Here is a 19,926-nt window from a genome sequence, read left to right as displayed (position 1 = left end):
CATATCGGCCACCTGTTCTGGCGGTCTTTGACAGGGGAATGCCTGCGGATGAATGAAATCGCGTCGAAGGGTCAGTTGCGGCTCTCCTACCTGCGATGGGCGCTGTTCGTGGTGCCTGCCATCGTCTTCCTTGGCTTCCTGATGAGCCGCATATCCAATGCGGGTTTCGGTAACCTCTGGTTCGATACGCTGGTAAAGCCCTCGATCATGCCACCGGGCCTCGCTTTTCCTATCGTGTGGTCGATATTGTACGTCCTCATGGGTTTGGCACTGAGCGTTGTGCTGGATGCGCGCGGTGCGAAAGGACGGGGTGTGGCCGTCCTGCTGTTCCTCGCCCAACTCGCTTGCAACCTTGCATGGTCGCCATTGTTCTTCGCGTCGCACAAAGTCACGGCGGCGCTGTATCTCATCATCCTCATGCTCATTCTGGCGACGGCGACGACCCTGGCATTCAGACGGATCAGGCGCATTGCGGCGTGGCTGATGGTGCCTTATCTGTGCTGGCTGGGCATAGCCTGCGGCCTCAATTACGAAATCCGCCGCCTCAACCCCGACGCAGAGACACTTGTCGCGCCGACGCTGCGTACCCAAATATAGCGTATTGGTGGCGTAAGCCACGCGCCTATCAACCGATACAGGTGACCTATGCAAAGTGAAAACCGGTTTTTCGACGATCTTTCAAAGCTGATCAACGGCGCTGCCGGTACTATCGCTGGGGTGGGTCGTGAATTCGAAGCCAATGCGCGTGAAAAGGCAAAGGAATGGGTCGGCGGCGTCGACGTCGTTTCCCGCGAAGAATTTGACGCGGTAAAGGCGCTGGCATCTACTGCGCGTGAAGAAGTCGAATTGTTGAAGGCGCGCCTGGACGCACTGGAAGGAAAAACGGCTCCGGTCGTGAAAGCAAAGGTCGCAACGAAGAAGACGCCGCCCACAGGCGACATCTGATCGCTCCGACGATCACTTATCCACAGGTCGTCCACAACATCCTGCACAGTATCGCGACTGATACCGGGCTTCCCTGTCCATTGGCATCGATGGATGCTAGGGCTGCGTTTCCGCGCGTAGCGAACTGACATAAGTGACATGATGGATAGCAACGAATACGAACAGGGTGAACATGAGGCTGCGCCGATCGATATGCTCGCGGCCTATTTCGAGGCGCATGGCTGGTCGTTCGAACATGCCGGCGAAGATGAGATTGCGGCCACTACGCAGGGAAGCTGGGCGCAGTACGAACTGCGCGCGATCTGGCGTGAGGAAGATCAGGTTCTTCAAATGCTCGCGCTCCCCGATATCAAGGTCGCCGATGACAAGCGTTCCGCGATCTACGAGACAATTGGCCTCATCAACGAGCAACTCTGGCTCGGCCATTTCGAAATGTGGTCGTCCAGCGGGATCGTCCTTTTCCGTCACGGCGCGTTGCTGGGGCAGGGCGAAGGCATGACGCTCGATCAGGCGCAGATCCTCGTGGAAACCGCGCTGGACGAATGCGAACGCTTCTATCCGGTGTTTCAGTTCGTGCTGTGGGGCGGCAAAAGCCCAACCGAAGCAATCAGCGCGAGCCTCATCGAAACCCGCGGCGAGGCCTAAAAAATCGAGCGGCATAATCCAACAGGCCAGCCCCTTCCTATGGGCGATGTTAGAGAAGTTACGCAGATGACAATTCCCTGGCCCGCACATCTCTTCATGGTCGGCTGCGGCAATATGGCAGGCGCCATGCTCACCCGCTGGCTCGCCTCCGGCCTCGATCCCGCCTGCGTCACCGTCCTGCGCCCCAGCGGCAAGGCCGTCGCCGATGGCGTGCACGTCATAACGGCTCTCCCCGCCACTCTGCCGCAGGATGCAATAGTCCTGCTAGGCATGAAGCCGCAACAGATCGCCGCTGTTGCCATCGACCTGGCGCCCTTGCTCCACGCCGACACTGTCCTGGTCTCGATCCTTGCTGGCACAACGCTAGACAGCTTGCGCACCCACTTCCCGCGACCCGAAGCGGCCATCCGCGTAATGCCCAACACGCCTGTATCGGTCGGGCAGGGCGTCTGCGCCCTCTACTCCGACCCCAAGACGCCAGACACTGCACGCCACGCTGTGGACGGGCTGATGCAGCCTCTTGGGCTAGTGGAATGGATCGACGACGAAACGCAGTTCAATCTGGTCACCGCGCTCTCCGGCTGCGGCCCCGCTTATCTTTTCCGATTCATCGATGCGCTGGCATCGGCGGGACAGGCGCTAGGACTGGAGGAAGGTCAGGCAGCACGCCTCGCGCTCGCAACCGTGCAAGGCGCGGCGACACTGGCGGCGCAATCGCCCGATAGTCCCGGCATACTGGCGGACCGTGTCGCCAGCCCCGGCGGCATGACCCGCAAGGGCATGGACGTCCTCGATCAGGACGCCGCTCTGCTATCGCTACTGACTGAAACCCTGCGCGCCGCCCGAGATCGCGGCATCGAAATGGCCGCGCTCAAATAACTTTGGCGCTGCGCTTCGATTTGAATCGTATCTCGCTGACGATCACTCCCGCCACGATCAGGACCGCGCCCAGCAACGCCGCAGCAGGCAACCGTTCGCCTGCCAGTCGACCGACGATACCTGCCCACACTGGCTCACCTGCATAGATCAGGGTCGCCCGCGTCGCCGAAACCGTCCGCTGCGCCCAGTTCATCACCAGTTGAATAACTGCGCTCATCACCCCTAGCCCGCAGGCACAGATGACGAGCAACCACGAGAAGCCGGGAACAGGCTCCCCCATCGGCACCATTGCGCCGAAGGCCAATATCGAGGTGACTGCCAACTGCACAACCGTAACCCGCAGAACGTTGACCTTACCTGCCCACAGGCTGATCAGCACGATCTCCAGTGCGATAGCCAGAGTGCTGATCAGCGTCAGCATTTCGCCCATCCCAAAGCCCAGACCCGGCTGCGGCCCCGCCAGCAGCATCAATCCGCTAAAAGCAAGCGCTACGCCGATCCAGCTCATGATATGCGGACGCTTATGCAGGATCAGCCACTGGAACACAGGCACCAGCGGGACATAGGCCGCGGTGATGAACGCCGACGTGCTGCTGGGGATATATTGCAGCCCCCATGTCTGCAGCGTGTAGCCCAGGAATATGCCAATGCCGATGGCCGACCCCGCGACCATTTCGGTCCGCGTGAAACCCCGCAGAACTTTCCGCGCGAGGATCAAGGTCAGAAGCGCAGCCGTGCCGAAGCGAAGTCCCACGAAGAATAGCGGGCCGCTATCGTGCAATGCCGTCTGTACAATCAGGAAAGTCGCGCCCCAAAGCATGGTGACGCCAATCAGCGCAGCTTCAGCCTTGCCGAATAGTAAGACGGGCTGAACAGGCGGTGCGATAGGAGGGGGCGAGGCGATGGACATAGGCCACGCCCCTTGAACTAGTCGTCCGCGCCGTCAAGAGTGCTGACGGCGCGGACGTGAAAACAAGGGTGTTAGTCCTTGATATCCTTGCCAGCCTTTTCAACAGAGCTGCCAATGTCATGCTTGGCATCCGCAGCGCCTGCTTCGATCTTTGCGCCTGCTTCGTCGGCGGCAGCGCCGATTTCGTGGCCCGCGTTATCTACAGCGGCACCCATTTTGTCGGCACCGGCGGCGGCCTTGTCGTCGGCGTTGTTGATACCGCGCTCGATATCGTTGCCTACGGCGTCACCGGCCTGCTCGACCTGGTCCTGTGCCTTTTCGGAACATGCCGAAAGACCCATGACGGCAATGGCGCCTAGGCTGGTGATGAGAATTTTACGCATGTCCGCTCCCTAATTCCGTGCGAGTGTTTGGCAGTAATCGTCGAGAGGAAGATAAGTTTCATTCGTCTCGCACGATTGTTTCACCCGCCTGAGCGCAACCCGGCTACCATCGAAAGATCTTCAACGGGAATCAATCCCTCCAGCACGCGCCAGAATCCGGTGACGGACCCTTGGCCCGCTTGCGCATAAGCAGCAGCCATTTTCTCTCGCAACGCACGAAACAGCTCCGCTTCCAATGCTGCGCCGCTTGCTGTCAGCCGCAGTAATTTCTGCCGCCGATCGCGTTGACCGGGCCGCGTCTCGATATATTCCCGCTCGATAAGTTCCGTCAGCACACGTCCCAGCGACTGCTTGGTAATGGCCAGCAGCTTCAAAAGTTCGCTCACGGTGAGGTCGGGTTGCCGCGATATGAAATAGAGGGCGCGGTGATGCGCCCGCCCGAGCCCCAGCGTTGCCAATCCCGCGTCGATGGAGTTGGTGAGGTTGCTATAGCCGAAATAGAGAAGCTCGACGCCGCGTCGAATTTCATCTTCACGAAGAAACAGCGGTGACGCTGGGGGAGATGGGACAGCCATATTGACGTATATAGACCAGACGACTAGTTTCCCGCAACTCTCCGGTCGCTCCTCGTGGAACGCTAGGCGAACGGTCGAAAAGCGAACGAAAGGCAGGCTGAATAATGACGAATGCGACGCTGGATTTCAGGATAGAGCCGAATGCCAATCCGGTTTCTCCTGATGTACGCGAAGGTCTGCTTGCCGATCCCGGGTTCGGGCGCGTTTTCACCGACCATATGGTAACCGTACGATATTCCATCGACAAAGGGTGGCATGATGCGGTTGTCGGCGCGCGTCAGCCAATCCCGATGGATCCCGCCGCGTCGGTTTTACACTACGCGCAGGAAATCTTCGAAGGGATGAAAGCCTATAAGCTGGCTGATGGTGGAACGGCATTGTTCCGGCCTGAAGCCAATGCGCAGCGCTTTCGCGAATCCGCCGTCCGCTTGGCGATGCCGCAATTGCCTGAAGATGTGTTTCTCGAATCGGTCCGCCTGCTCGTCGACATAGACCGCGCGTGGATTCCGGCAGGTGAGGGCGGCGCGCTATATTTGCGGCCATTCATGTTTGCCAGCGAAGTATTCCTCGGCGTCCGGCCCTCGCATGAATATCTCTATATCGTTATCGCCTCATCGGTCGGCGCGTATTTCAAGGGGGGTGCCAAGGCGATCTCCATCTGGGTTTCCCAGGATTACAGCCGGGCAGCTCCGGGTGGCACAGGCGCAGCCAAATGTGGCGGCAATTATGCGGCCAGTCTTGTCGCGCAGGCGCAGGCTATCGAAAAGGGCTGCGATCAGGTCGCGTTTCTGGATGCCGCCGAACGGCGCTGGGTGGAGGAGCTGGGCGGCATGAACCTGTTCTTCGTCTTCGACGATGGCACCATGCTCACGCCGCCGCTTGGCGGCACGATCCTGCCGGGCATAACGCGCGACTCGATTCTGACGCTTGCGCGGGATCAGGGGCTGACTGTGCGCGAAGCGCCCTACAGCTTCGCCGACTGGCGTGCCGATGCCCAAAGCGGTCGCCTTGTCGAAACCTTCGCCTGTGGGACTGCAGCCGTTGTGACGTCCGTGGGAACAGTGCGCTCGGCAGAGGGCGACTTCGTGATTGGCAGCGGCAGCCCCGGCCAAATGACCGAGCGGATGCGCACGGCGTTGACGTCCATTCAGCGTGGTACCGCGCCTGATCCCCATGGCTGGGTCAAGCCCGTAGCATAACTGCGCATCACAGGGACTTGCTTTACGCATTTGCGGGCCTATACGTCCGCCGACCGACAGGGCTATGACCCTGATCATCATACTGGGGCGTCGCCAAGCGGTAAGGCAGCGGCTTTTGATGCCGCCATGCGCAGGTTCGAATCCTGCCGCCCCAGCCATTTTATACTTGCATTATGGTTGGCGCGTTGCAGTAATGTTGCGACGCACAAGAATGCCATGTCGGCCATGCTGAGCGGAAGGAGATGCGATTGCCCTTCTATGAAATGCTGGATAGCCAGAATGCCGTTCGCCAATGTTATGCGGAGGTGCAGAACTGGGTCGAGCGGACGGGCATTGCGGGCCTCAATCGCCGGCTGGAAGAAGCCGAAGCGATCTTCCGAAGGATCGGCATCACTTTTGCGGTATATGGGGAGGGCGGCGACCCGGAACGGCTGATCCCGTTCGATCTGTTGCCCCGTATCTTTACTGCGCAGGAATGGCGCATCCTCGATCGCGGCATTCGCCAGCGGACGCGCGCACTTAACGCCTTCCTGCATGACGTATATCATCGCGGTGAAATCATTCGCGCAGGCATCATTCCCGGTGAGATCATCTATGGGAATAGCGCCTACAAACCCGAAATGGTCGGCTTTTCGCCGCCTGGCAAAGTCTACAGCCATATCGTCGGCATCGACATCGTTCGCACCGGGCCGGACCGGTTCGAAGTGCTGGAGGACAACTGCCGCACACCTTCGGGCGTATCGTACATGCTTGAGAACCGCGATATCATGACACGCATGTTCCCGGACTTGTTTGCCAAGGGTATCGTCGCTCCGGTGGACGATTACCCCGCCGAACTTCTCAAAAGTCTGAAAGAAGTCGCTCCGCCAGCCTGTAAGGGCGATCCAGTGGTCGTCGTGCTCACGCCGGGATCGCTCAACAGCGCTTACTATGAGCACAGCTTCCTTGCCGATCTGATGGGCGTCGAACTGGTCGAGCCCATGGACTTGTTCGTGCAGGATGGCCGGGTGTGGATGAAAACGACCGGCGGACCGACTGCGGTCGATGTCATCTATCGAAGGATAGATGACGAATATCTCGATCCCCTCGCGTTCAATCCGGACAGCCTTTTGGGTATCCCCGGTATTTTCAATGTGTATCGCAACGGCGGTGTGACCTTATGCTCCGCCCCCGGTGCCGGCATCGCTGACGATAAGGCCGTGTATACCTATGTGCCGGAAATGATCCGCTTTTATCTGGGTGAAGAGCCGATACTGGCCAACATTCAGACATGGCAATGCGCCAAGCCCGATGAATGTGCCTATGTGCTGGAACATCTGCACGAGCTGGTGGCAAAGGAAGTGCACGGTTCGGGGGGATATGGCATGTTGATCGGCCCCAAATCGACGAAGGAGGAGGTGTCGGCTTATGCGGATCGTATCCGCGCCAATCCCTCTGAGTTCATTGCTCAACCGACGCTCGATCTTTCGACGGTGCCCACGCTGGGTCCGGCAAGTGTCGTCGAACGCCATGCCGATTTCCGGCCCTATTGCCTCGTCGGCAAGCAACTCCGGCTGGTGCCGGGCGGGCTTACCCGCGTGGCGCTCACCGAAGGGTCTTTGGTCGTTAACTCCAGCCAGGGGGGCGGGGTGAAAGACACCTGGGTCCTGCAGGATTGATGCAATGCTGAGCCGGACCGCAGAAAATCTCTACTGGATGGCGCGCTACATGGAGCGTGCCGAGTCCACCGCACGATTGCTCACCATGGGGCAGCGCATGGCGATCCTCCCGGGTGCGCATCATCGCGACGAATGGCGCTCGGTTGTTCGTGCTACCGGATGCGAGGAAAACTTCCCGCCCGACGCACATGTGCGCGAAACCGATGTCGTCGCCTATCTGATGCTCGACCCGGAAAACCCCTCGTCGATCCGCTCCTGCCTCGCGCGCGCGCGCGCCAACGGCAAGTCGGCGCGCACCATGCTGACACAGGACATGTGGGAAGCGCTGAATGAAGGGTGGCGCAAACTCGACAGTTACGACGTGGCGGAGGCGCGCCAGCAATTGCCCGGTCTCATCGATTGGGTGAAAACCCGCGCCATGACCTTCCGTGGCGCGGCTGACAGCGGACAACTGCGGAACGAAGGCCATGATTTCCTTCGCACTGGTGCCGCGCTGGAACGTGCGCAGATGACGCTGCGCTTGCTGGACGTCAAATATTACGTTCTGTTGCCCGAAACAGAGGTAATCGGCGGCAACCGCGATCACTATCAATGGACATCGGTGCTCCATGCGCTGTCGGGCAGCCGCGCCTACCACCACGTTTATGGCGGCGCATATACGCCGTGGCAGATCACCGACTTCATCATGCTCAATCGGCTTTTCCCCCGCAGTGTAGCCTATTGCTACGATCAGTTGGCGTATCGGCTGAACAGGCTATCGGGATGGCACGATACGCGGGGCAAAGCGCATGATACGGTCCAGCAAATGGTCGTCGGATTCGAAAACATCGATAGCGGCGAAATCTTCCGTCGTGGCTTGCACGAGACCGTTCAAACGGGAATAGCGTCGACCGACCGCCTTGCGATGGAAATAGCGGAAGATTACCACTTCGGATGAGTTGGATTAGCCGAGTGCAAGGGGTCGGGGCTAAAGCGTCATGAAACTGCTCGTCCGCCATCAGACCATCTATAATTACGAAGCGGGGTCGAGCCGCGTCGCGATGATGCTGAAGCTCAAGCCACGCGATCATCATGGGCAGAAGGTTCTCGAATGGGGCGTTTTTGTCAACGATCAGCCTATTACGGATTTCGCGCCCAATGGGTACGGTGAGTTGGAAGCTCTGTGGATACGGCACGACCGAACGGATAGCGCGACTATCCTTGCCACAGGTCTGGTCGAAACGTCTGACACCCACGGTATCATCGGCGGACTGCAGGAACGGTTCGATCCGCGCATCTATCTGCGCGATACACCGCTGACGCTCGCTTCGACGGACATGCGCAACATGGCAGCCTCTATTGCGGAGCAGGATCCTTTGGGACGGCTGCACGCCTTGTCGGCGGCCGTGATCGATCGCGTGACTTATCGGACTGGCGTCACCAACACCACGACCAGCGCTGCGGAGTCGTTCGCTTTGGGGGCAGGCGTCTGTCAGGATCATGCGCAGATATTCATCGGCGCCGCGCGAAGCATCGGCGTCCCGGCGCGCTATGTCACAGGCTATCTTCTCGCGCAGGGAGAAGACGCCTTGCATGAAACGCATGCCTGGACCGAAGCGCTTGTGCCGGGCCTCGGCTGGGTCGGCTTCGATCCCTCCAACCAGATATGCGTGACCGAAAATTACATCCGTGTGGCATCCGGGCTGGATGCTGACGACGCGGCTCCGGTACGTGGTTCTGTAACGGCGGCAGGGTCGATCTGGATTGACGCAGACGTTCGCATAGCGCAGGCCAGCGAGGACGAACGCGAACAACAATTGCAGAAGCAGCAACAGCAGCAGTGGCAATATGATGGAGCGTCGGTGAGGATGAACGGGGGAGCCGGGGGGCGATGACCTATTGTGTTGCGGTACGGGTGAATGACGGACTGGTCATGCTGTCCGACACCCGGACCAATGCGGGCATGGACAACATCGCCCGCTTTCGTAAGACTTTTACCTATGAAGTGCCCGGCGAACGGGCTTTGGCGATCATGTGTTCGGGCAACCTGTCGATTACGCAGGAAGTCAAAAGCTGCCTGTCCCGCGCGATCAAGGAGTCGGCGGAAGATCCCGCCATTGAAACTATCCTGAATTGCGCGACGATGCACCGCGCGGCCCAGTTGGTGGGTGACGCCATGCGATCCATGCAAAAGCGTTATCGTGACACGATCGAGATGCAGGGCGCGGCGGCGGATGCGTCGATTCTGGTGGCAGGGCAACGTCGTGGCGGCAAACCGCGCCTGTATCTGGTGTATAGCGCGGGCAATTTTATCGAAGCCACGGCGGAAACGCCCTTCTTCCAGATCGGCGACCACAAATATGGAAAGCCGATTCTCGACAGGATTATCGAACCGGATACGCCATTGGAGGAAGCCACCAAGGCCGTGTGCGTGTCGATGGACTCGACGTTGCGGTCCAATCTGTCCGTCGGGATGCCGCTGGACCTCACGATCATTCAGCGCGATCAATATGCCTTCCGTACACGTTTCAGGATCGAGCCGGAGGACGAGCAGTTCGCGGCCATATCGCGCGCATGGTCGGCGGCACTGCGCCGAGGCTTCGAGGATTTGCCTTCCGTCCTCGATTGATTACGTACGGCGCGGGTCGGCTTGCAACTGACCGCCAAATGCCTATTTCCATGTTCACATAATTCACTGATCGAAGGCTTTTTATGACCGCGACACATTCCACTCGTATGCTGATTCTCGGCTCTGGCCCGGCCGGCTTATCGGCGGCGATCTATGGTGCGCGCGCTGGGATGGCACCGATCGTCGTGCAGGGAATGCAGCCGGGCGGTCAGTTGACGATTACGACCGACGTCGAAAACTATCCGGGCTTTCGCGACGTGGTCCAGGGGCCATGGCTCATGGAAGAAATGCAGGCGCAGGCCGAGCATGTCGGCGCGCAGATGATGTATGACCAGATCGTCAGCGTCGACCTGAGCCAGCGCCCCTTCCGTCTGATCGGCGACGGCGGCACCGTCTATTCGGGTGACACACTTGTCATCGCGACGGGCGCGCAGGCAAAGTGGCTCGGCGTCGAAGGCGAACAGCAACTCAGCGGCAAAGGCGTGTCGGCATGTGCCACTTGCGATGGCTTCTTCTATCGCGGCAAGAAAGTGGTCGTCATCGGCGGCGGCAATACGGCAGTCGAGGAAGCGCTGTACCTCACCAACCACAGTCATGATGTCACGCTCATCCACCGCCGCGATTCGTTCCGGGCTGAAAAAATTCTTCAGGATCGACTCTTTGCCAATCCGCGAATTTCGGTGGTCTGGAACAAGGCTGTCGAGCGCTTTGTCGGCGGCGGCGATCCCGAAGGTCTGGTTGGCGTCGACCTGATCGATACGGTGACAGGCGAGAAGTCGCATATCCCCACCGACGGCGCTTTCGTTGCCATCGGGCACCAGCCTACAACGGCGTTGTTCGAGGGACTGTTGCCGATGGACGATGGGTATCTCGTCGTCGACAAAGGCACCAGCCACACCAATATCCCCGGTGTATTCGCCGCTGGCGACGTGACCGATAAAATCTATCGGCAGGCCGTTACGGCTGCGGGCATGGGCTGCATGGCGGCTTTGGATGCAGAGAAATTTCTGGGGGAAGCGGACTTCGAATCGGTAGCGAAAGCTGCCGAATAACCCGATGAATTAGCCGCCGGTTTTCATCCGGGCGAACCCAAGCAGACTGCCGAATGTTTCGAAGGTCTCGCCATCCACATCGTCATCCTCGATGATGATGTGGAGGCGGTCTTCCATTTCCGTCAGTAACCCAGCCACCGCCATGGAATCGAGTTCGGGCAAAGCGCCGAACAAGGGCGTGTCCGCATCGAATCCTTCCACGCGATCCTGGCTCAGCGACAGTACGTCGCGAAGGATCGCGCGCAGGAGCATGTCGACGCTGTCGTGTGACGGCTGGGGCGAGTTGAGCGGATCAGCTTTCATGATGGCAGCCGCCCTATCGCGTCAACCTTCCCGCGACAAGGCTGGAAATCCGCGCGCGCAAGGCCGGCAGCCATGCAACGGGGAAGTGGAGATTGTAAGCGTCGATCCTGTAAAGTGGGCGTTGCGCTTCCATCCAGTCCATCTTATACCGATTGTTGCCGGTGCCATAGTCGATTTGCATCACTCGATCTTTGTCGATGGCGGCGCGGAACATATGATGGCTGAGCAAGGTGCCGGGCGATTGTGCGTCATATGCGATATCGTGCGCGAGCTTATGGATCAGCGCGACATTGTTCTGCACCGTCCATAGCTGCGCAGCGACAGGCACCCCATCCATGCGCGCGAAGCCAAGGCGGAGCGTTCCGGCGTCCGCTTGCTGTTGCGCCAGGGCGCGCAGAAACGGGAAATGCGGCTCGGATGGCTTCCAGCTCTTACCGTAAACCGTCAGATAGTCGGCCCAAAGACTATCGGTGACGTCATGGTGAATGGTAAAATCGAAAGGCGCGCTACGCCCCTTGCGCTGAACGAGGGTACGAAGTGGGCCGGGGCGCGTCGCCCAATAGGCGTCGAAGTCTCGCCCGTTCAGATCGAGAAAATGGTTGATGCCCATTTGACGCGACACGGCACTCCATCCGCTATCGCGTAACGCTGTCATCATTAGATGCAATGTCCCGTCGTCTTCCGTTATGGGATAAAGGTCGATATGGGCCACGCGCTTCGCCACACTGTGCGTCATGGCGGCAAGCAAACGCGCTTTTATGGCGGGATCGCTGGCGTTGTCGAAAACAGGTCGAAAAGCGAAACTGTACCAATTTGCCAACGCGCTACGCCGACGCGCGCCAGTTTCCGTCAGAAACAGCCAGGCTTGCGCGTCGCTTTCAGCCGCACGGACGATGTCGGCATTCCGGTCGGAAAAGCAAAACCGATGGAGCAGTTCGAGCCATCCGAACCGGTCGAACAGCGGTCGGTCGCACACGCTATCCGGCGACCCGGCCCCATGGCACCAGGCTTCGACAAAGCTGCGATATTCCCATCGCCCTTGCAAAGGACTATCTCCCGCCATGAGAATGCGTCGTAGCGGGGAAGTCTGGACATGAAGTTAAGCACGGCGTCCGTGGATCAAAAACCCAAAACGCGGCCCATCGACCACATTCTGCTGCGCGGGGAACCGACTCGTCCGGCATTGGACGGGCGTTCGGGGCATCTCGATTTTGCCGAACTTGAGAGTACTTTGGGTCATCTGGCGGCATGGCTTCAGGGATTCGGTCTTCCCCCCGGAGAGCGCGTGGCAAGCTGGGTCGCAAAAGGGCCGGTGGCCGCGCTAATGCCCATGGCGGCAACCCGCGCCGGGCTAGTGCATGTGCCCATCAATCCACTGCTGAAACGCGCGCAAGCCGCCCATATCCTGTCGGATAGCGGTACGCGCCTGTTGATCGGGACGCAGGCGCGGCTCGATACGCTGGAGGAAGGCGATGTGCCGCCCGATTGCCAGGCACATAGCGAGAGCGACACAGCCTGCGCGATGACAGGCGGCCCCACCTTGCCACCCTCCGACGCAGAACCCGATACGCTCGCCGCCATTCTTTACACCAGCGGTTCGACAGGGAAGCCAAAGGGCGTGATGCTAAGCCATGCCAACCTCTGGTTGGGCGCCGTCGCCGTTGCAGATTATCTCAAGATGACACCACAGGACAGAACACTCTGCGTCCTGCCCTTCAGCTTCGACTACGGGCAGAACCAGTTGTTCTCTACATGGTATGCGGGCGGCTGTGTGGTGCCACTGGACTATCTCACCCCGCGTGACGTCATAAAATCCATCGAGCGACGTCAGGTTACCACGCTTGCCGGAGTACCGCCGCTTTGGGTGCAACTGATCGAACTGGACTGGCCCCCAGAAGTCGCTGCGCAACTGCGGCGCCTGACCAATAGTGGCGGTGCCTTGACGCCCACTCTGGTTGCGCGATTGCGGGCATTATTTCCCAATGCAGATCTTTATCCCATGTACGGCCTGACAGAAGCCTTTCGCTCGACCTATCTCCCGCCTGCCTTGGTGGACAGTCATCCCGACAGCATGGGGAGAGCAATCCCCTTCGCGGAGATACTGGTGGTACGCCCCGATGGTACGCTGACCGACGACAATGAACCCGGCGAACTCGTCCATTGCGGCCCGCTCGTCGCCCAAGGCTACTGGAATGATAGGGCGCGCACGGCAGAGCGCTTCCGTCCCGCACCGGAAGTGTCGGCTTATGGCGGCATGGCAGTATGGTCAGGCGATACCGTCCGCCGCGATGCGGAGGGACTGCTCTATTTCGTCGGTCGCGATGATGCGATGATAAAGTCCGCCGGCAACCGCATCAGCCCTACGGAAGTGGAAGAGTCAGCGATGGCCGTTCCCGGCGTCCTGGAAGCGATAGCGCTGGGCGTTCCCGATCCACGGCTTGGCGCGGCAGTGCGCCTGTTGCTAAGGGGCAAGCCGGGCGTCGATCCGACGCTACTGGAGAATGACGTGCGCGGTCACCTGAAGCAGGATCTACCCAATTTCATGCAGCCCCGCGACATCCGCTTTGTGGATGCTTTCCCGGCCAATGCGAATGGGAAAATCGACCGTGTTGCTGTGGCACGGGAGCATGGCGAATGAAGCCCATGGGCCCAATCCCGGCGTGGTTCGCCAGTGAAGAAGCTATGCTCCTCATCGGCGGCTGCGGTGCGGCTTCGCTGGTCGACGAGGCAGGCGATACGCCTTTGTTCGTCTACGATCTTGGAATAATCGAAGCCCAGATCCGGCATCTGCGTGACGTCATGCCGCCGGATTTGTCGATCCACTATGCGATCAAGGCCAACCCTTATTTACCGTTGCTGGCCCATATGGTCGGGCTAGTCGATGGGTTCGATATCGCGTCGGGCGGCGAGCTGGATATGGCGCTGGCTGCGGGGCAGTCGCCCGATCACATCAGCTTTGCCGGCCCAGGCAAGCGCGACGACGAACTTGCTGCCGCGATAAGCGCAGGCGTCACCCTCAATCTGGAATCGGAGGGAGAGGCGGCGCGCGCCCTGCAAATCGCCGAGCGCCTTGGGCGCAAGCCTAATCTGGCCGTGCGCGTGAACCCAGATTTCGACTTGCGCGGCTCAGGTATGCGCATGGGCGGCGGCGCCAAGCCATTTGGCGTCGATGCCGATCGCGCCGCGGCACTGGCGCGCACGGTGATCGATGCAGGCGCAAACTGGCGCGGCTGGCATATCTTTGCGGGCAGTCAGGCACTGGACCCGATGGCGCTCATCGAAACGCAGGCCGCCACCATCGCTCTGGCCGCACGATTATCCGAACAGGTTGGCGTTACCCCGCCGCTCGTCAATCTGGGTGGCGGCTTTGGCATCCCCTATTTCCCCGGCGATGTGCGCCTCGACATCCGACCCATCGGCGTGGCGCTGGCAGAGGCATTGGAAAGTCGCCCAGCAATTCTCGCTGATACGCGCTTCGCCCTTGAATTAGGCCGCTGGCTGGTGGGCGAGGCGGGGGTGTACCTTACGCGCGTCATCGATGTGAAGGACAGCCAAGGCGAACGCTTCGCCATAGTGGATGGCGGCATGCACCACCAACTGGCTGCCAGCGGTAATTTCGGCACCGTCGTTCGCCGGAATTATCCCATAGCCATCGCCAACAAATTCGACCACGCTTCATTAGCCGATCCCGTCAGCGTCGTCGGTTGCCTGTGCACCCCGCTGGACCGATTGGGCGACAAAGTGGCGCTACCCAGTATCGAAGTGGGCGATCTCATCGCTGTCTTCATGGCGGGTGCGTATGGCGCAACCGCCAGCCCTGCTGCCTTCCTCGGTCACCCAGCGCCGCGGGAAATGGTCGTCGGCTAAGCCACAAGCTGATCCACAAAGGGCCGAAATCCTCCACGCCTAACGCTATCTTTACCCTTTGCAGCCAAAAAGACGGCTGAAGCCATGCGTGCTTCGCGGCTGCCTCACCTCTTGGGCACTGCGACGCGCATCGCGGGTAAAGAGGTGAGACGATCATGGTATCTGGTGCATTTGGCCGTGTTTTGCTGGGTGTTTCGTTGGCGGCAGTGACGCTGTCTGGCTGCGCAACCACGCGGGACGCACCGACTCTGCCGACGGCCTCCTTTGTCGGCACGGACGAAGGGCCGGGCGAGGAATATGTCATCGGCCCCCTCGATGAACTCACCATCTTTGTCTGGCGTAACCCGGAACTCGGCGCCAAGGTTCAGGTGCGTCCCGACGGTCGCATCACCACACCGCTGATTACAGACCTGCCAGCCGTCGGCAAAACGCCGGCTGTTCTTGCGGAGGACATCAAGCAGGCGCTGACCAAATATATCGAAAACCCGCTGGTGTCAGTCATCGTCAACAACTTCTCCGGCACTTACAGCCAGCAGATCCGCATCGTCGGCGCCACCGAAAAGCCCGCGTCGATCCCATATCGCGCGAATATGACGCTGCTGGACGCCATGATTTCCGTGGGTGGCCTTTCCGAATTTGCAGCGGGCAACCGCGCGCGCCTGATCCGACATGAGCGCGCGACAGGCAAGCAGAAGGAATTTGCTGTTCGCCTCAACGACCTCATCAAAAAGGGCGACACGCGCGCCAATGTGCTGCTTGCGCCGGGCGATGTCATCATCATCCCCGAAAGCATGTTTTGACGCGAAATATCAGGAATAACAGAACGATATGTCTGGTCTCTACGACGAAATCCTGATTGCGCTGCACGGCGTTTGGAACCGCCGCTGGCTTGCGCTCGCCGTCGCATGGGGCATCTGCATGGTCGGCTGGCTGGTCGTTTCGCTGATCCCCAACAGCTACGAATCGAAGGCAAAGGTCTACGTCCAGACGCAATCGATCCTGCCGGGGCAGATTGGCATTACCCCGGTCGAGCAGCAGCAAGGCGTGGACCGCGTAAAGCAAACCCTCGCCAGCGCTACCAATCTCGAAAAGGTGGTGCGCGGCACCGATCTCGCACAGACCGTTTCGAGTGACCGCGACGTAGCCGCGAAGGTTGCGGCGCTGCGCACAAGCATCAAGGTCGTTTCGACCCAGGACAATCTGTTCGAAATCACGGCATCGTCATCCGACACCAGCCTGTCCGATGGTGCCAATGCGCGCCTGTCGGCCCAGATCACGCAAAAGCTCATCGACATTTTCGAAGAAGAGAATGTCGCAGGCAACCGTGATGAAACGCGCCAGAGTCTCGCATTCCTCGATTCACAAGTCGCTGCGCGCGGCAAGCAGTTGCAGGATGCCGATCAGCGCCGCGTGGAATTTGAAGAGAAATATATGGGCCTGCTCCCCGGTGCGGGCTCGATCAGCACCCGCATGGATGCGGCGCGCACTGAAATCAATTCTATAGACGGCCAGTTGGTCGCCGCCCAAAGCGCGCTGTCCGCCATGAACTCGCAACTCGCCGGCACACCTGCGACCATAGCGGGCGCTTCGGGCGGCGGCACGACGGCGCTCGGATCGGTGCTGGGGGAAATCGCCGCTGCCAAAGCGCGCGGCTGGACGGAAAATCACCCCGATATCGTCGCACTTCGCCGTCAGGCTGCGGCGCTGAAAGGGCAGGGCGGGGCATCGGCCGTGACTGGCACACCGAACCCCACCTATACGTCGCTCAAATCCATGCAGGCCGAGCGCGCCGCCACTGTGCAGGCGCTGCAATCGCGCAAGAGCCAGATCCAGGCGGATCTGAACGCGATGTCCTCGCGCCAGATTTCCGAACCCGGCGTCGCGTCCGAGCAGGAACGGCTCGACCGCGAATATGAGGCGCTCAAGACGCAATATGACAAGCTGCTGGCCGATCGTGAACAAGTCCGCCTGCGCGGCGACGTTCAGAACGAAACCGGCGCCGTCAAATTCCGCGTCATCGATCCACCTGCCGTACCGTCCACACCTGCCGCGCCCAATCGCCCGCTGTTGTTGATCGCGGTGCTGATCGTCGGCATCGGCGGCGGCATCGGCACGGCCTTTGCGATGGGGCAGGTGCAAACGACGTATCCCACCGCCGCACGTCTCGAAAAGGCGGCGGGCCTGCCCGTCATTGGCGCGATCACCGAAACGCTCACCACGGCACAGCATGTCGTGCGCAAGCAAAGGCTGAAGTTGTTCCTGGCGGGCAGCGGCGGACTGGCGGGCGTCTGCCTGCTGCTGGTCGCTGTGGAATTCGTTCAGCGCGGCATGGCGTGAGGGACCATAATAATGACCAAACATAGCCCCATCGACCTGCCCAAGCCGTCCGGCAACTCCCTGCTGGAACGGGCGTCCAGCCTTTACGACTTCGGCGCTGCCTTGCGCGGTCCGGGTATGCCGCCGGTGGTGCCGCAGGTCATCGAACCTGTCGCACATACCGCAGACACCGCCATGCCCGTGGCGCGAAGCTGGTCCGGTCCGCTCCATCCCATCGATCGCGATGCGCTTGAAACTGCAGGGTTCGTCCTCCCCGATGGCCCCGTCAGCGGCATCAGCGAAGAGTTCCGCATCGTAAAGCGCCAGCTTCTGCTCGGCGCGCGCGATGGTGAGGAATCCGTTGCACGCGGTAACCGAATCCTCGTCTGTTCGGCCCATCCCGGCGAAGGCAAGACTTTCTGCGCCGTCAATCTCGCGCTCTCTATGGCCGCGGAAAAGGACATCGAAGTCCTCCTGATCGACGCCGATTTCGCCAAGCCCAGCGTGATGTCCACACTGGGCCTGCCCGATGGTCCCGGCTTTATGGACGTGCTTGCCGACCCCGCGCTCTCGGTCGAGGATTGCGTTGTCCGCACAGAATTTCCCTCGCTTGCCGTACTGCCAGCAGGCGGTCGGACCAACAACGATACCGAGTATCTCGCCTCCGCGCGCACCGGCCATCTGCTCGATGCCCTGACGGCGGGCAATCCGAACCGCATTCTCCTTTTCGATTCGCCGCCGCTGCTCGCTGCATCCCCCGCGGCTGTTCTTGCTGCACATGTGGGACAGGCGCTCATGGTCGTGCGCGCCGACAAGACCACCGAGAACGCCCTTCGCGACGCCGCGAACCTGCTCAAAGCCTGCGCGCATGTGCAATTGCTGCTGAACGGCGTCAAATTCTCAGCCAGCGGTCGCCGCTTCGGCAATTATTACGGAAAGGGGGAATGAAAATGCCCCGCACTTTGCCCATGATCGCGGCTGGCCTGATGGTCGCCGCCACGCTGGCCCATCCGGCCAGTGCACGCACGCAAACAGACGTATCGCCCTATCTGGAAGTAAACCAGATCGCGATTGCCAACTGGCAGGGCGGCAACGACGAAGTGCTAACCTACACGACGGTCGCTGCAGGCGTAGACGCCAGCATCACCACGCAACGCGCAGAAGTGGGCGTCAACGCCCGCTATGAGCGGCGTTTTGGCTGGGGCAACAACATCCCCGATCAGGATGCGATCAGCGGCCTGTTGCGTGGTCGGGTCAACCTGATCCGCGACACCCTCAGCCTGGAAGGCGGCGCCATCGCTACCCGCATTCGTACCGATGGTTTGGTCGGCGCGAACAATCTGCTGACCGGCAACGTCGATTCCACCACGCAAGTCTATTCCGCTTATGTCGGCCCCACGCTGACGACCCGCATCGGTGATCTCAACCTCAACGGTGCCTATCGCTTCGGCTATACAAAGATCGAGGACGATTTTGGCATCGGTGTGCCCGGATCGCCCGCATTGGGCAGCTTCGATGAAAGCCACAGCCATACCGCAACCTTCTCGGCAGGAATGCAGCCCGGTCCGCTCCCCGTGGGCTGGTCCATCGGCGGCGGTTATAACCGGGAGGACGCCAACGTCCTCGATCAGCGCTTTGAAGACAAATATGTGCGCGGCGACATCACTGTCCCCGTTTCGCCGACTCTCGCCTTGGTCGGCGGCGTCGGTTATGAAGACGTGAAAATCAGCCAGCGTGGCGCGTTGCTGGACGCCAGCGGCGCCCCGGTCCTCAGCGACAAAGGGCGTCTGATCACTGATCCGGCGTCGCCCCGCCTGTTATCCTACGACACGGACGGCATCATCTGGGATGCAGGCGTGTTGTGGCGCCCCAGCCGCCGTACATCTTTGGAAGCACGTGTCGGTCGCCGTTATGGCAACATGAACTACACCGGGTCTTTCTCTTGGCGCCCAAGCCGCGATACGTCCGTCAACATCGCAGTCTACGACAGCATCGAAAGCTTTGGACGGTTGCTGAACGGCAACATCGCCGGGCTATCCACCGACTTCAACGCTTCGCGCAATCCGTTCAGCGGCGATATCAACCCCTGTGTCCAGTCGGCCACCGGTGGCGGCCAGTGCTTCAACGACACGTTGAGCGCGATCAGCGGCTCCAACTTCCGTCGCCGCGGCATATCCGGCCAATTCGCCACCGCCAGCGGTCGTACCAACTGGGGCTTAGGCGTCGGATATTCACGCCGCACGTTCCTCGCGCCCGACAATGCCACCTTCGCCAGCGTCAACGGCTCGCACGACGATAACTACTACGCGCAACTGTTCGCCAATCGCCGCCTTGACGCCCAATCGGGCATCGATGGCATCATCTACGCCAATTATTACGACAGCGGCATAAGCGGCGATGGCGTGAACGGTTTTGGCGACGTCACGAACATAGGCGCAAACGCCAGCTACTATCGCAATTTCGGTCGTCGCCTGACCGCCACAGCCGCTCTTGGTGTCGACGCCGTCGACCCGCAGGGCATAGACAGCATAATCAGCGCGCTGGGCCAAATCGGCCTGCGCTACCAATTTTGACGGCCGGAGAGAC

Annotated in this window: 21 protein-coding genes and 1 tRNA gene; 17 read left to right on the top strand and 5 right to left on the bottom strand. The window is 60.3% G+C overall.

The annotated features are described in order from the left end of the window. Positions 1-48 precede the first annotated feature (48 nt). The 4 genes from QMG56_RS02990 to proC all read left to right on the top strand — a co-directional run bounded on the left by QMG56_RS02990 (position 49) and on the right by proC (position 2,469). The gene (locus QMG56_RS02990) at positions 49-597 is read left to right on the top strand and encodes a TspO/MBR family protein (RefSeq protein ID WP_281821088.1); all 549 of its coding nucleotides are present in this window, start codon (positions 49-51) and stop codon (positions 595-597) included. 48 nt (positions 598-645) lie between these two features. After that, positions 646-945 (top strand): accessory factor UbiK family protein, encoded by a 300-nt coding sequence (locus tag QMG56_RS02985; RefSeq protein ID WP_281821087.1) that lies wholly within the window; start codon positions 646-648, stop codon positions 943-945. A gap of 138 nt (positions 946-1,083) precedes the next feature. Continuing rightward, a complete protein-coding gene (locus QMG56_RS02980) occupies positions 1,084-1,590 on the top strand; it encodes a YbjN domain-containing protein (RefSeq protein WP_230188124.1) in 507 nt (168 codons plus the stop codon). Positions 1,591-1,656: 66 nt separating this feature from the next. Further along, positions 1,657-2,469, top strand: a complete 813-nt coding sequence (gene proC, locus QMG56_RS02975; protein ID WP_281821224.1) for a pyrroline-5-carboxylate reductase — start codon at positions 1,657-1,659, stop codon at positions 2,467-2,469. Here proC and QMG56_RS02970 read toward each other — a convergent pair. From QMG56_RS02970 to QMG56_RS02960, 3 genes are all read right to left on the bottom strand, one after another. Then, on the bottom strand, positions 2,462-3,379 hold the full coding sequence (locus tag QMG56_RS02970; protein WP_281821085.1) for a DMT family transporter: 918 nt from the start codon (positions 3,377-3,379) through the stop codon (positions 2,462-2,464). The two genes, proC and QMG56_RS02970, sit on opposite strands and share 8 nt — an antisense overlap. A 71-nt stretch (positions 3,380-3,450) precedes the next feature. Beyond that, positions 3,451-3,762 carry a hypothetical protein gene (locus QMG56_RS02965; RefSeq protein WP_281821083.1) on the bottom strand — a complete coding sequence of 104 codons (312 nt, stop codon included), beginning with the start codon at positions 3,760-3,762 and terminating at the stop codon, positions 3,451-3,453. A gap of 80 nt (positions 3,763-3,842) precedes the next feature. Beyond that, positions 3,843-4,337, bottom strand: a complete 495-nt coding sequence (locus QMG56_RS02960) for a MarR family winged helix-turn-helix transcriptional regulator (protein ID WP_230188128.1) — start codon at positions 4,335-4,337, stop codon at positions 3,843-3,845. A gap of 104 nt (positions 4,338-4,441) precedes the next feature. On the opposite strand from QMG56_RS02960, the gene QMG56_RS02955 reads away from it, so the two are divergent. From QMG56_RS02955 to trxB, 7 genes are all read left to right on the top strand, one after another. Then, a complete protein-coding gene (locus tag QMG56_RS02955) occupies positions 4,442-5,536 on the top strand; it encodes a branched-chain amino acid aminotransferase (RefSeq protein WP_281821081.1) in 1,095 nt (364 codons plus the stop codon). Between the two features lie 83 nt (positions 5,537-5,619). Continuing rightward, positions 5,620-5,694, top strand: a tRNA-Gln gene (locus tag QMG56_RS02950). A gap of 105 nt (positions 5,695-5,799) precedes the next feature. Further along, on the top strand, positions 5,800-7,194 hold the full coding sequence (locus QMG56_RS02945; protein WP_375713634.1) for a circularly permuted type 2 ATP-grasp protein: 1,395 nt from the start codon (positions 5,800-5,802) through the stop codon (positions 7,192-7,194). A 4-nt stretch (positions 7,195-7,198) separates the two neighbouring features. After that, positions 7,199-8,131 carry an alpha-E domain-containing protein gene (locus QMG56_RS02940; RefSeq protein WP_281821080.1) on the top strand — a complete coding sequence of 311 codons (933 nt, stop codon included), beginning with the start codon at positions 7,199-7,201 and terminating at the stop codon, positions 8,129-8,131. Between the two features lie 40 nt (positions 8,132-8,171). Next, positions 8,172-9,068 (top strand): transglutaminase family protein, encoded by an 897-nt coding sequence (locus QMG56_RS02935; protein ID WP_281821078.1) that lies wholly within the window; start codon positions 8,172-8,174, stop codon positions 9,066-9,068. After that, entirely contained in the window at positions 9,065-9,802 is a 738-nt protein-coding gene (locus QMG56_RS02930) for a peptidase (RefSeq protein WP_230188132.1), read from the top strand. Before QMG56_RS02935 ends, QMG56_RS02930 begins: the two co-directional genes overlap by 4 nt. An 83-nt stretch (positions 9,803-9,885) precedes the next feature. Beyond that, complete coding sequence (gene trxB / locus QMG56_RS02925; protein ID WP_281821076.1) at positions 9,886-10,854, top strand: thioredoxin-disulfide reductase; 969 nt, start codon at positions 9,886-9,888, stop codon at positions 10,852-10,854. 9 nt (positions 10,855-10,863) lie between these two features. Here trxB and QMG56_RS02920 read toward each other — a convergent pair whose 3' ends face one another. Beyond that, positions 10,864-11,157 (bottom strand): acyl carrier protein, encoded by a 294-nt coding sequence (locus QMG56_RS02920; protein WP_281821074.1) that lies wholly within the window; start codon positions 11,155-11,157, stop codon positions 10,864-10,866. Positions 11,158-11,170: 13 nt separating this feature from the next. Continuing rightward, positions 11,171-12,220: a GNAT family N-acetyltransferase gene (locus QMG56_RS02915; RefSeq protein WP_281821072.1), complete on the bottom strand. Its 1,050-nt coding sequence runs from the start codon at positions 12,218-12,220 to the stop codon at positions 11,171-11,173. Positions 12,221-12,250: 30 nt separating this feature from the next. Here QMG56_RS02915 and QMG56_RS02910 point away from each other — a divergent pair, with 30 nt between their 5' ends. From QMG56_RS02910 to QMG56_RS02885, 6 genes are all read left to right on the top strand, one after another. Beyond that, positions 12,251-13,795 carry an acyl-CoA ligase (AMP-forming), exosortase A system-associated gene (locus tag QMG56_RS02910; RefSeq protein ID WP_281821070.1) on the top strand — a complete coding sequence of 515 codons (1,545 nt, stop codon included), beginning with the start codon at positions 12,251-12,253 and terminating at the stop codon, positions 13,793-13,795. Beyond that, complete coding sequence (locus tag QMG56_RS02905) at positions 13,792-15,024, top strand: pyridoxal-dependent decarboxylase, exosortase A system-associated (RefSeq protein WP_281821069.1); 1,233 nt, start codon at positions 13,792-13,794, stop codon at positions 15,022-15,024. Before QMG56_RS02910 ends, QMG56_RS02905 begins: the two co-directional genes overlap by 4 nt. Positions 15,025-15,179: 155 nt before the next feature. Next, positions 15,180-15,824 carry an XrtA/PEP-CTERM system exopolysaccharide export protein gene (locus tag QMG56_RS02900; RefSeq protein ID WP_230188138.1) on the top strand — a complete coding sequence of 215 codons (645 nt, stop codon included), beginning with the start codon at positions 15,180-15,182 and terminating at the stop codon, positions 15,822-15,824. A 28-nt stretch (positions 15,825-15,852) separates the two neighbouring features. After that, positions 15,853-17,361, top strand: a complete 1,509-nt coding sequence (locus tag QMG56_RS02895; protein ID WP_230188139.1) for an XrtA system polysaccharide chain length determinant — start codon at positions 15,853-15,855, stop codon at positions 17,359-17,361. 12 nt (positions 17,362-17,373) lie between these two features. Beyond that, on the top strand, positions 17,374-18,288 hold the full coding sequence (locus QMG56_RS02890) for an exopolysaccharide biosynthesis protein (RefSeq protein ID WP_281821066.1): 915 nt from the start codon (positions 17,374-17,376) through the stop codon (positions 18,286-18,288). After that, complete coding sequence (locus QMG56_RS02885; protein WP_281821065.1) at positions 18,285-19,913, top strand: hypothetical protein; 1,629 nt, start codon at positions 18,285-18,287, stop codon at positions 19,911-19,913. The genes QMG56_RS02890 and QMG56_RS02885 overlap by 4 nt, the downstream gene beginning before the upstream one ends. The last annotated feature ends 13 nt before the right edge of the window (positions 19,914-19,926 follow it).

The sequence above is a fragment of the Sphingobium sp. BS19 genome (assembly GCF_027925545.1).
In the GTDB taxonomy this organism is placed as follows: Bacteria; Pseudomonadota; Alphaproteobacteria; order Sphingomonadales; family Sphingomonadaceae; genus Sphingobium.
This window is presented reverse-complemented; position numbering and strand designations above follow the sequence as displayed.